The 12,455-nt window shown below is 68.9% G+C and carries 10 protein-coding genes; 4 read left to right on the forward strand and 6 right to left on the reverse strand.

Annotation, left to right across the window (positions count from 1 at the left end; translation table 11 throughout):
• Positions 1-4 precede the first annotated feature (4 nt).
• The 5 genes from ACSGC5_RS05615 to ACSGC5_RS05635 form a co-directional block, all read right to left on the reverse strand.
• Complete coding sequence (locus ACSGC5_RS05615; protein ID WP_434969619.1) at positions 5-2,599, reverse strand: penicillin acylase family protein; 2,595 nt, start codon at positions 2,597-2,599, stop codon at positions 5-7.
• A gap of 95 nt (positions 2,600-2,694) precedes the next feature.
• A complete protein-coding gene (locus ACSGC5_RS05620; protein WP_434969620.1) occupies positions 2,695-4,503 on the reverse strand; it encodes a YhgE/Pip family protein in 1,809 nt (602 codons plus the stop codon).
• A complete protein-coding gene (locus ACSGC5_RS05625) occupies positions 4,500-5,225 on the reverse strand; it encodes a hypothetical protein (RefSeq protein ID WP_434969621.1) in 726 nt (241 codons plus the stop codon). Before ACSGC5_RS05625 ends, ACSGC5_RS05620 begins: the two co-directional genes overlap by 4 nt.
• A gap of 140 nt (positions 5,226-5,365) precedes the next feature.
• The gene (gene argG, locus ACSGC5_RS05630; RefSeq protein WP_434969622.1) at positions 5,366-6,808 is read right to left on the reverse strand and encodes an argininosuccinate synthase; all 1,443 of its coding nucleotides are present in this window, start codon (positions 6,806-6,808) and stop codon (positions 5,366-5,368) included.
• 11 nt (positions 6,809-6,819) lie between these two features.
• The gene (locus ACSGC5_RS05635) at positions 6,820-7,530 is read right to left on the reverse strand and encodes a Pr6Pr family membrane protein (RefSeq protein WP_434969623.1); all 711 of its coding nucleotides are present in this window, start codon (positions 7,528-7,530) and stop codon (positions 6,820-6,822) included.
• 68 nt (positions 7,531-7,598) lie between these two features.
• Between ACSGC5_RS05635 and ACSGC5_RS05640 the strand changes: the two genes are divergently transcribed.
• The 3 genes from ACSGC5_RS05640 (at position 7,599) to ACSGC5_RS05650 (ending at position 10,868) form a co-directional block, all read left to right on the forward strand.
• Entirely contained in the window at positions 7,599-8,885 is a 1,287-nt protein-coding gene (locus ACSGC5_RS05640) for an adenylosuccinate synthase (protein WP_434969624.1), read from the forward strand.
• A 9-nt stretch (positions 8,886-8,894) separates the two neighbouring features.
• Positions 8,895-9,920, forward strand: coding sequence for a lactonase family protein (locus ACSGC5_RS05645; RefSeq protein WP_434969625.1), 1,026 nt, complete (start codon positions 8,895-8,897; stop codon positions 9,918-9,920).
• 75 nt (positions 9,921-9,995) lie between these two features.
• Positions 9,996-10,868: a CPBP family intramembrane glutamic endopeptidase gene (locus tag ACSGC5_RS05650; protein WP_434969626.1), complete on the forward strand. Its 873-nt coding sequence runs from the start codon at positions 9,996-9,998 to the stop codon at positions 10,866-10,868.
• A gap of 177 nt (positions 10,869-11,045) precedes the next feature.
• On the opposite strand, the gene ACSGC5_RS05655 is transcribed toward ACSGC5_RS05650, so the two are convergent.
• Positions 11,046-11,444: a nuclear transport factor 2 family protein gene (locus ACSGC5_RS05655; protein ID WP_434969627.1), complete on the reverse strand. Its 399-nt coding sequence runs from the start codon at positions 11,442-11,444 to the stop codon at positions 11,046-11,048.
• Positions 11,445-12,220: 776 nt separating this feature from the next.
• On the opposite strand from ACSGC5_RS05655, the gene ACSGC5_RS05660 reads away from it, so the two are divergent.
• On the forward strand, positions 12,221-12,455 hold a 235-nt coding region (locus tag ACSGC5_RS05660; RefSeq protein WP_434969628.1), incomplete at its 3' end, for a hypothetical protein.

Raw genomic sequence — 12,455 nt, forward strand, 5'->3', positions numbered from 1 at the left:
CGACTCAGCCCGCCGGCTCCAGAGTCAAGGTGTGCTCCGCGGCGGCGGTCACGGCATCCGGAGAGAACGCCCACGGCGTGAGCTGCGCCGTCTGCCAGGTCGCCGTCTGGTCGGTGTAGTTCTCGTGGAATGCGTGACCGCTTGCGCCGGTCAGGTGGTTCCACCCGGACGCGTCGAAGTCGCTGAGATCCACGATCATCCGCATCGACGGGACGGTCGTGGTGGCGAACCCGCCGCCGAGAGGCCATCCGGTCGCGTTGACCACCGACGAGCCGCCGCCGACCGCGAACGGACCGCGGTTGAACAGCGCCTCGATCGGGGCGATACCCGAGGTACCGAATGTGTCGTGCGTCAAGGTGATGGCGTGCAGGTCCCCCCACCGCCACTGGAGCGGATTGGATCCTTGCGCCCGTGTCAGGAACTCCGTCGCACTGCGCGCGCTGGCTTCGAGCATCGCGCGCTGACCGGAGATGCCGAGCTCGGTGTTCGTCCACCAGGGCGAGTCGGGGTCGCTGAGCAGGTTCTGCACGACCAGGAACTGCCGAGACTGGTTGGTCAGGGGCACCGGAACCTCCCGGCCGCGCGTGAACAGATTCTGGGCCAGTTCGTCCCAGACGACATTCGCGAAGGCGGCCGCGGAAGAGTCGGCGTCGTTCTGCGCGTCCCACTGGCGGAGCAGGTCGAGGGCGGCATCCGTCGCCTCGTCGCCGGTGCGTAGATCCTCGAACACCGTGATCAGGGTCTTGCCGATCTCGGACTGGTTGTCGGCCTGGATGCTGCGCATCACCTCGGCCGTCACCGGTCCTTCTGCGATCGCCCGCTGCAGAAGCTCGTCGATGCGGGCCGCGCGCCAGCCGTAGTCCCAGTCGCGCGTCAGGAAGTGCGGATAGCTCTCGTCGACGATCGCATTGTTCGCCGTGACGATGTATCCCTCGTCCGGGTTGTAGGCGACCGGCAGATCGGCGAACGGGATGTAGCCCTTCCAGTCGTACGCCGAGTCCCACCCGGGTTGGGGCATCGATCCATCACCTGCCCCACGGAGGGGAAGCTGGCCGGGTGTCTGGTATCCGATGTTCCCGGTGACGTCCGCGTAGATCAGGTTCTGCGCGGGGACGACGAACTTCTCGGCCGCCGCACGGAAGCCGGTGAAATCGGTGGCGGTGTTCAGGTCGAAAATCGCCGAGGCGGTTGTTCCGGGCTGGAGGGCCGTCCACTGGATGCTGACGGCCGTCTCGCCGTCGGGCTCAGCCGCCGCGGTGATCGGCGCGCCGGCTGTTCCCGGAACGGGGTCCGAAGCGATCGCGTCGAACTCCGCCGTCAGCCCCGACACGATCGGTCCGTGGACGGTCGAGCGGATCGTCACCTCGACGTCGTCCCCGCCGGCGACCTTCAGGGTCTCGGTGCGGATGTCGAGGTCGACGAGCTGGCCGTCCCGCCAGTACCGGTCGCCGTCGAGCTTTTCGATGTACAGGTCGACGACATCCGTCGTGAGGTTGGTGAACCCCCAGGCGATCGACGCGTTGTGCCCGATGATGATGCCGGGTACCCCCGAGAAGCCGAACCCGGCGACATCGAAGGGGCAGGCCTCGCTCACGGCGGAGCACCGCAGGCCGCTCTGATACCAGACGCTCGGCAGCGATGCCCCGAGGTGCGGGTCGTTGGCAAGAAGCGGCATCCCGGTGTCGGTGTAGTCGCCCGCGACGACCCAGGAGTTGGAGCCGATTCCCTCGCCCGCACCGCCGACCAAGCTCGACACGGCGCTCACGACATCGGCGACCTCGGTCCAGCGGATCCCCGCCGCCGCCGCATCCTCGCTGTCCGCTGCGGCCGGGACATCGGTGATCTGGGGAACGATGACCGGATTCTCCCCGAAGGGGTACCCCGGGTACAGCTCGAGGAGCTCCTCGTCGGTGTAGGCAGTCGCGAGCAGCGCGCGCTCCGTCTCGGTCTCGATGTTGGATCGGAGATCCCAGGCCATCGCCTTCAACCACGCCACGGAGTCGGCCGGAGTCCACGGTTCGATCTGGTAGTCGGAGTTCTGGAGCCCGAGAACCGCATACTCCAGCGACACGTCAGCGCCGTCACGGTCGGCGAGGTACGCGTTCACGCCATCCGCGTAGGCCTGGTAGTACGAGAGCGTGGTCTCATCGAGAGCCGCGACCTCCTGCTCCGCGATCGCTCGCCAGCCGAGCGTGCGCAAGAACGCGTCGGTGCCCAGCTGTGACTGGCCGAACAGCTCCGAGAGCCGCCCGCTGGTCACATGGCGGCGGAAGTCCATCTCCCAGAACCGATCCTGCGCGTGAACATATCCCTGCGCGAAGAACAGGTCGTCGGTCGAACCTGCCGTGATCGTCGGGATGCCGAGATCGGTGCGCTGGACCGTGACCGTGTCCGATAGCCCGTCCAGGGCGATCGTTCCCTCCGTCTGCGGGAACGAGCGATTGACGAACCAGACGCCCACCCCCGCCGCGATCAGCGCGAGAACGACGACGCCGACGAACACGCTGTAAGCGATGAGGCCGATTCGGCGACCTCGGCGCGGGCGCGGCGGTGCCTCGTCGGGGATGTCGCCGGTGAGGGCGGCTGCGGGATTCGACATTGAAGCCTCTCGGGTAGGCCGGTTGGACGCCGTCGCAAGGGATCTGGGATCCGGTGTCAGAGGGTCATCCTAGCCCCCCACGGCGGCATGCCCGGTCAGCCGATGAGGCTGGGCTGGAGGTCGCGCAGGGTCCTGCCGTGGGTCATTCGCGCAACGCCGATCGCCGCGACAGCGAGGGCACCGAGCAGCCACAGACCGAGGACGCAGAGGTCGGTACCGACACGGGTGAGGTTCCCGCCGTACATGAGCTGGCGCATCCCGTCCACGACGTATCCCATCGGCAGGATGTGGTGCAGCCAGATCAGCGGTTCGGGCAGTGTCTGCCAGGGAAAGGTGCCCCCCGCGGTCACCAGCTGAAGGACCATCAGCACGAGTCCCAGGAACTGACCGACCGATCCGAGCCAGACGTTCAGGGCCAGGATGATCGCGGCGTAGGTGAGCGAGGCGAACACCATCACCCCGAGCGTTGCCGTGGGGTGGGAGAAGGTGAAGCCCAGGGCAGCTGCGAGGATGCCGAACAGGGCGACCATCTGGAGACCGCCGAGCAGGCCCGGCGTGAGCCAGCCGGCCAGCGTCACACGGATCGGCGAGTGCAATGCGGTCACGGCACGCCGCGACACCGGCTTGACGATCAGGAACAGTGCGTAGATCCCGATCCAGCCCGCCAGGGCCGCGAAGAACGGGGCCAGGCCCGCGCCGTAGTCTCCCGCGGCGGCGACCTTGCCGGTCTGCACGCCGACCGGATCGGCGATCGTCTGCGCCTGCGCGTCGCGAAGAGCGGCATCCGTCTCAGGAATCTGCGCGACCCCGGATGCGAGCCCTTCCCGCAGCGCCGCGGCCCCCTGATCGATCTGGGTCAACCCGTCGGCCAGGACGCGGGATGCGCTGTCGAGTTGCGTGCCTCTGGCGGCATCCTGGAGCCCGCTCGAGAGCTGCTGAGCGCCGGTGGCGACCTGCGCCGCGCCCTCCGCCAGAGCGTCGACAGACGAGACGGCGCTCTGTACGCGAGCGTTGGCGTTGCGCACGGCCCCGGCGAGGGGGTCGAGGCGCGCGAGGATCGCGTCGATCTCGCCGGGGGTCAGCCCTTCGGCGGTGAGCGCGTCGATGATGTCCTGGCGCACCACGGGGAGCTGGTCGACTGCCTGCTGGCTGGCGGTGCTGGCCTGGTCGGCGTATCCGGCCAGCGCGGCGGTGCCCTGGGAGACCTCGGCGGCGCCGTCGGCCAGGCGCGGCGCGGCGCCCGAGAGTTGCGTCAGCCCGGCGGCGAGCTGCGCGGCGCCATCGACCAGCCGGGCCGAGCCATCAGCGGCCTGGCCGGTCCCGTCGGTCAGCTCCGTCGCGCCGGAGACGGCCCCCTGCAGATTCGAACGGATGTCGGCAATGCCGGTGAGCAGCCGTGAGGCGGCCTCCTGCCCGACCAGCTGAGCGACCGACACCCGGATGCGTTCGATCGCCTGGTCGCCGATCGTGGAGGCCAGGTAGTTGTTGGCGTCGTTGGTCTCGAGCTCCAGCTGGGCCTGGTGCGGATCGCTGCCCGAGATCGACACCAGGGCCGTAGAGAAGTCGGCCGGGATCGTCACGATGAAATCGACCGATCCGTCGGCGAGGGCCTGTTCGGCAGCGTCTGCATCCACGCCCTGCCAGTCGAAGCTGCCGTCGGTGAGGAGAGTGTCGGCGACCTGATCCCCATAGTTCACACGCGTGCCGTCGTTCTCGGCTCCGGCGTCGAGATTGACGAGGGCAACCGGGACGTTGTTGAGGCGCCCGTACGGGTCCTGATTGGCCCACAGATACACGCCGCCGTAGAGCACGGGCACGAGCATGAGTGCCAGCAGCGCGACGGTCGACATGCGCGTTGCCGTCAGTCGCCGAAGCTCCGCGACGATCATGGCGGGAACCTTCACGACCGATCCTCCTCCGCATCGTCGAGACGGGCTGTGCCCGGGTCCTCCCCCGGCGCCGGGTCGGCGGACTCGAGGACGGGAGCATCTTCTCGGGCCGGCCTCTCCTCCCGAGGGCCGAGCTCGGCTCGGGGTGCGATCTCGGCCAGCACCGCGCCCGAGGCCGCACCGGCGATCACCAGAACGCTCGTCCCGCGGGCGGCAAAGCCCCTCGCGATCTGCCACCACCGCTCTGGGTGGCCACCGTGACGGTCGGGCGAGACGACGACGAGCCCCTCCACTCCCGGCCGGAGGATCGCGAGCTCCATCAGCAGTCGGAGCCGATCTGACGGTGCCACATCGGCGATCGGCAGGCGCGAGAGTGCTGCGGCGTCGTGGGCGACCAGCCACCGCTTCACCTCGCGGGGCGACGCCGGACGACCCGCGAACATGAGTTCTTCGGCGACGATCCCCCACACGGTCACGTTGGGAGCCGGATCGCTGACCTCCGGCGCGTCGACGAGGGCGACTCGCCGACGCAGGGCGGCGCGGTCCGGGACGCCGTCGATCCTGACGGTGCCGGTGTCGGGTGTCATCCGGCCCGCAGCGATGAGACCGAGGACGGTGGGGCGCTGCTCGGTCTCGGCGATGGCGAGGCGGGCGAGCCCGTTGCCGTAGGCCAGACTCAGGGGAGGCAGGGCGATTCCCCGCCGACCCTTGCTCACGTCGGAAAGCTCAACGTGCACCAGGCACCTCCTTGCCGCCTGCGCTCGCCGGACGGGCGCCGAGTCCCTCCCCCCGCGTCCCGGCCACACTCAGCACGACACGCGACGGCAGCGGGACGGACCTGGGCATCCTGCTCGTCTCTGCGGATGAGGACGCGTGCTCAGTCGGCGCCGAAGTCGAACGCCGCGGCCTCGCCGGCGGCATCCGTCGCCTCGGCCAGCTCTTCCCGGTCGGCGTCGTAGGGTGCCGCATGCTCGGTGATCTCGTCGGCTTCGCCGCGCCGCAGGGCACCGACCAGCTCGCCGGTCGGGCCGCCGATGAGTCCCATGCCCGCGTACTGCTCCAGGCGGGTGCGAGAGTCGGCGATGTCGAGGTTGCGCATCGTGAGCTGGCCGATCCGGTCGGTCGGGCCGAAGGCGGCATCCCCCACCCGCTCCATCGAGAGCTTCTCGGGGCCGTACGACATGACGGGCGCCGTCGTGTCGAGCACCGTGTAGTCCTCACCGCGGCGCAGACGCAGGGTCACCGTTCCAGTGATCGTCGAACCCACCCACTTCTGGATGGACTCGCGCAGCATGAGGGACTGCGGCTCGAGCCAGCGTCCCTCGTACATGAGGCGTCCGAGCCGCCGTCCCTGCTCGTGGTAGGTCGCCAGGGTGTCCTCGTTGAGGATCGCGTTCACGAGGCGCTCGTACGCGATGAACAGCAGCGCCATGCCGGGGGCCTCGTAGATGCCGCGCGACTTCGCCTCGATGATGCGGTTCTCGATCTGGTCGCTCATGCCCAGGCCGTGGCGTCCGCCGATCCGGTTGGCCTCGAACACCAGCTCGACGGCATCCGCGTACTCGACGCCGTTGAGGGCGACAGGGCGACCGGCGTCGAAGGTGACCGTGACGTCCTCGGTCGCGATCTGCACCTCGGGGTCCCAGAAGCGCACGCCCATGATCGGCTCGACCGTCTCGAGCGACACATCGAGGTGCTCGAGGGTCTTGGCCTCGTGGGTCGCGCCCCAGATGTTCGCGTCGGTCGAGTAGGCCTTCTCGGCGGAGTCGCGGTAGGGGAAGCCGTGCGCGAGCAACCACTCGCTCATCTCCTTGCGTCCGCCCAGCTCACGGACGAACTCGGCGTCCAGCCACGGCTTGTAGATGCGCAGAGCGGGGTTGGCCAGCAGCCCATAGCGGTAGAACCGCTCGATGTCGTTGCCCTTGTAGGTCGACCCGTCGCCCCAGATGTCGACGCCGTCCTCCTTCATGGCGCGCACCAGAAGCGTGCCGGTGACCGCGCGACCCAGCGGGGTCGTGTTGAAGTAGGTGCGCCCGCCCGAACGGATGTGGAACGCACCGCACGCGAGAGCGACGAAACCCTCCTCGACCAGCGCGCTCTTGCAGTCGATCAGACGCGAGAGCTCGGCGCCGTAGGTGAGCGCGCGACCGGGAATGGCGGCGATGTCGTCCTCGTCCGGTTGACCGAGGTCGCCCGTATAGGTGCAGGGCACGGCGCCCTTGTCGCGCATCCACGCGACGGCCACGGAGGTGTCCAGTCCCCCCGAGAAGGCGATGCCGATGCGCTCGCCGATGGGCAGGGACTCCAGGACCTTCGACATGGAACCTCAGTCTACTGAGCCACCGGAGGGTCGCCTGGCTCGGCGCCGCGCCGGCGACCCAGCCAGATCACCCCTGCCGCGATGAGCAGGATGCCCGCGGCGATCCCGACGACGTACAGGGCCACCCCCGCGTAGCCCCACGGCTGCACGTTCGGGTTCAGGAAGGGATAGGGGTACCACCACGGATTGCCCGTGCGGAAGTCGGTGACGAGCGGACCGCGGATGAGCGTGTACGTCACCCAGACCAGCGGGAAGGCGATGACCGCCCACAGTGCGCGCCAGGGCAGGCGGCGTCGCAGCGGTCCGAGGAACACGTCGAGCAGGAGGAACAGGGGAGCCCAGACGTGCAGGATCTCGTTCGACCACGGCACGGTGGACCCCTGCGGGAGCGGGAGACCCCGCAGGAGCGCGTTGTAGACGATCCCGGTGATGAGCATGTACGTCGACACGGCAGCCAGCAGTGTGGCGAACCAGGCGGGGTCGATGCGGTGGCCGCGCAGGATCAGGAACGCTCCGATCGTCAGCGCGACGGCGGCTCCGACGTTGGAGAGGATCGTGAAGAAGCTGAAGAAGTCGACGGCTGTCAGGCCCAGTGGCCACCCGTTGGCGGCCGAGATGCTCACGGTGCGAATCAGCTGCCCGACGATGGCGGCCACGCCCGCCGCAGCGACCAGGAGACGAAGAACAGCCCAAGCCTGTGCCCACCGGCGACTGCGCAGCATGGCATCACTGTATCGACGCCTCGGTAGGATCGACGCGTAAGGCACGTCGTCAGCCCGAGGGGAACCCCATGCCAGGCATCGTGATCGTCGGAGTGCAGTGGGGCGACGAAGGTAAGGGCAAAGCCACTGACCTGCTCGGTGAGCGCACCGACTGGGTCGTCAAGTTCAACGGGGGCAACAACGCCGGCCACACGGTCGTGATCGGCGATGAGAAGTACGCCCTGCACCTGCTTCCCTCCGGGATTCTCTCGCCAGGCGTCAATGCGGTGATCGGCAATGGAGTCGTGGTCGACCTCGAGGTGCTGTTCGGGGAGCTCGAGGCGTTGCGCGCGCGCGGCATCGACACCTCGCGGCTGAAGATCAGCTCGGCAGCACACGTCATCACGCAGTACCACCGCACGCTCGACAAGGTCACGGAGCGCTTCCTCGGCAAGCGCCAGATCGGAACGACGGGGCGCGGAATCGGTCCGGCCTACGCAGACAAGATCAACCGCGTCGGCATCCGGATGCAGGACCTTTTCGACGAGAAGATCCTGCGGCAAAAGGTCGAGGGTGCCCTCGAGCAGAAGAACCACCTGCTCGTGAAGGTCTACAACCGTCGAGCGATCGAGGTCGATGAGATCGTCGAGGACCTGCTCTCCTATGCCGAGCGGCTGCGTCCGATGGTCACCGATACCTCGCTCCTGTTGAACGACGCGCTCGACAAGGGCGAACTGGTCGTCTTCGAGGGCGGGCAGGCCACGATGCTCGATGTCGACCACGGCACGTACCCATTCGTGACGTCGTCGTCCGCGACGGCCGGCGGCGCCGCCACCGGCTCGGGCGTCGGCCCGAATCGCCTGGACCGAATCGTCGGCATCGTCAAGGCCTACACGACGCGCGTGGGCTCCGGACCCTTCCCGACCGAGCTCTTCGACGAGCAGGGAGAGTGGATCCGACAGCGCGGATTCGAGTTCGGGACCACGACCGGGCGCCCGCGACGCGTGGGGTGGTACGACGCGCCCATCACCCGGTACGCGACGCGCATCAACGGCATCACCGACCTCGTGCTCACCAAGCTCGACATCCTCACCGGACTCGAGCAGATCCCCGTCTGTGTCGCCTACGACGTCGAGGGGCGCCGGTTCGACGACATCCCTGACAACCAGTCCGACTTCCACCACGCACGACCCATCCTCGAGTACCTCCCGGGCTGGAGCGAGGACATCTCGGGGGCACGCTCCTTCGACGATCTGCCGCTGGAGGCGCAGGACTACGTGTTGGCGCTGGAGGAGATGAGCGGCACACGCATCTCGGTGATCGGTGTCGGACCCGGTCGCGATGCCGTGATCGTGCGACACGACCTGGTCGACTGAGGCCCGCGCATGCGACTCCTGGTGGGTGGCTACACCGCAGACATGGAGGGCACCGCCGGAGGGATCGGGCTGCTCACGGCAGGCGACGCCGACGCCACCGCAGCGGGCAGCCTGGTGTGGCGGGGAACAGCCGTGGCCGCCCCGTCGCCCTCGTGGATCGCCAGGCACCCGACGCTCGATGTCGTCTACGCGACACTCGAAGGCGCCGGAGCCGTCCAGGCGTTCACGGCGTACGGCGCCGATGCCTGGAAGCCCCTGGGCGAGCCCGTCCCTGTCGGGGCCGCGTCGTGCCACATCCTCGTGGGGCGCGAGCGGCTCTTCGTGACCTGCTGGGGGGACGGCCGGGTCGTTCAGCTCGATCTGGACGCCGAGGGCCGCCTTCGCCGAGCGGTCACAGCGGATGCCGCATCCGATCCGTACGCCGGCTACGACGAGCACGCCCGGGTCTCGCACGCGCACCAGTCGATCGTGGTCGCGCCGGGCGTCGTGGCCACAACGGACATGGGTTTCGATCTCGTGCGGTTCTGGCGGACCGGCTCCGGTGCGCCTCGGCTCCTGCAGGAGGTGACGATGCCGCGTGGTTGTGGGCCCCGTCACGGGATCCTGCACCCGAGCGGACACCTGTACATCGTCGCCGAGCTCTCGTGCGAGCTGTTTGTGCTCGCGCCGGATGAGACGGGAACGTGGGGGGTCGTCGGAGGCACGCCGCTCGGGTCGGGCACGCTCGACGGGGACACGGCAGCGGAACTGGCGCCGTCGCGGGATGGCACCGTGCTGTATGCCGGCGTGCGCGGCAGCAACACGATCGCGGTGCTGCGGGTCACCGGCGAAGGCGAGACTGTCACGCCGCTGGCCCTCGTGGAGGCACAGGTCGACTGGCCCCGGCACCACCTGGTGCTCCCGGACGGGCTGCTCGTTGCGGGACAACGCTCGGACGAGGTCGTGGCACTGCCCGTCGATCCCCGGGGCGTTCCGGGCCGCGCGCGGGCCAGGACCGAGGTCCCTTCACCGACCTGCCTGCTCCCCCTAGCGTGATCTTCGCCCCGCCGATGTGACCTCGGCGCTCGCGGCAGCGCGAGCAGTCGCCTCGGCGCCGGCGCGGAGGTCGAGATGACGTCATCCGTCGACGATCTGGTCGCGGGACGACGCGGCAGCACCGTCGTGTTCGTGGTGACCACGTTCGGGCTCACGTGGCTCGTGTGGACGCCGCTGGCGATCGCCGCGCTCGGCGCCCCCGAGCTTCCGCAGGTCCCGCTCATCTTCTTCGCCGGGTCGTTCGGACCGCTGGCCGGCGCGCTCGCAGCCAGTGCGTACAGCGGTGGATGGCGGGGCGTACGCTCCTGGGCGGGTCGGACGTTCTCGCTGCGATTCCGTCGCGTGTGGTGGTGGTGGGCGATCGGCATGCCGGTCGCCTACGGCGTCGCCGGCTATCTCACCGCAGCAATCGTGGCCGGCGGGTGGCCCGAGATGGCTCAGTTCGGGCTGACGGAGAAGCTGCCGGGATGGAATGTCGCAGCGGTCGCGACCGTCTGGGTGCTGACCTTCGGGCTCGGGGAGGAAGCAGGGTGGCGGGGCTGGTTGCTGCCGCACCTTGCCCGGCGATTCTCGACGTTCTGGGCCGCGCTCATCGTCGCGGGCGTCTGGATCGTGTGGCACGCGCCCGCGTTCGTGTTCAACCCGACGTATCGCGAGATGGGACCCGGCATCGTGGGCTGGATGCTCGCCCTCGTCGCCGGCTCGTACCTTCTGGCGTGGCTGGCCCGCGGCGCACGATGGAGCATCGTCCCCGTGCTGATCTGGCATGGCGGTTTCGATCTGCTGACGGCATCCGATCAGGCGGCCGGGACGATCGCCGCCGTGATCAGTGCCATCGTCATGGTGCAGGGCGTGATCGCGGCGGGAGTCCTGTGGCGCTCCCGGAACCTGGAACGGGGCGGAGCTACCGGCCCACGTCCGTCGGTGAGTTCGGGGCCGGGGCGCTGATCGTTTCGGCCTGTTCCGACCGCTGTATGGGCGAGTAGTCGTGCATGAGGGCACCGGCCGCCAGCGCTGTTGCCGCAACCGCGAGCAGCGCGACCAGAAGGTAGTGCCACCATCGTGCACCCCCCGGGGGCCGCGGCGGGCGGCGGGGGGTGTGCGGCTTTCGTCGGTGGGCTCGTCTCATGCAGCGCTCTCCTCTGGTCCGGGCGGGCTCGCGACGAGCCGCGGAACCCGCATCGGCGGCGAGATGTGGATCTCGCGGATGCGTCCGTCCGCGGTCAGCACCGCGAGCGGGGTCCACATCCTGATCTCGTCATGGAAGCTCCGCGCGTGCCACTCCGCCCACGCCAGCAGATGGTCAGGCTCGGCGTCGTGCGCCGAGAGGATGCGAAGTGTGGATGATCGTCCGAGGACGACCATCTCGAACCACTCGGCGAGATTGCCCTTGCCGATGTAGGTGTGTTGAGGCTCCACGAGCACGCAGTCCTCTTCGAGCTCGCGCAGGAAACCGGGCAGATCGGCAGCGTTGATCGCCCGGATCCATCCGGCGACAACAGAAGCAGCGGAACTGCGGGTCACGGGCCTTCCCCAGACGAGACACCGGGCGCGGACACCATGGTGCCCGCGTCTCCCCCCGGTTCGATTATTGGACTCGGCAACAGGCCCGTTCGACGCGCAACGGGGAAATCATCCGTGTCTCACCGAGAGATCGTCCAACCATCGCCACGCCCTAGACTTGTCTTGACGCGGAGTTCACGATCGACTCCACCCTTTCCCAGGCTGCTTTTGGCGGGTGCAGGCAGCCTTCGTTATAAGGAACCCATGCACCGCCACGTCGATGACCAGCTGCGCGAGAGCCTGAGCGCCGCAATCGACGGCGAACGGCTCGACGACGTGGCATCGATCCTCGAGTTCGCCCTCTGGGGGCTGCTGTTCGAGGACCTCCGTCTGGCGACACGGGCCCTGGCGACGCTGGCCCCGCACGACGGAATCTGGGCGGTGCGCGTCGCCGCGGCACGCGTGGTGCTGCGATCCCATCAGGGGACCGATCTCCTGGGCGTGCCCGAGTTGGCTCCGGGCGCACCGGTGCAGGTCGACGCGGTCAGTGCAGAGTCGATGCTCGTGGCGCTCAGCGAGAACAGAGTCCGCTCGCGACCTCACGACGGTGCAGCGCTTCTGGCTGAGGCGACGCGGCGCGACGAGGACGGGAGTCTTGAGGCTCCGGGCTCGCCGCCGCTTCTTCGAGCACTGCTTCGCGTGCAGCGACCGCCGCGCGTCTGGCCGACACGTGCGGTCCTCTCCACCGCAGCATCCTCGCCAAGTCCGCGACCGTACACGCGCTTCGCGGCAACCTGGTGGAGGCTCGTCGGCAACTCCGGCGCTTCGACCGCGTCGGGGGCGACATCCCGGCAGCATGGAGCCGGGCGCTGCGAGACGAGCGGGCCCTCGCCGAGTCGTTCATCGCCGTGGAGCGCTTCGACGGTCACGACCCCGACGCCGAATGGCCCGAGGTGGAGGCCTCGGATGATCTCTGGCCGGTCACGACCCTTCTGCGCGCGCGACAGGCGCTGCTGGAACAGAGCCCGATGC

It is taken from the genome of Microbacterium sp. bgisy207, from assembly GCF_965345035.1.
Taxonomy (GTDB): Bacteria; Actinomycetota; Actinomycetes; order Actinomycetales; family Microbacteriaceae; genus Microbacterium.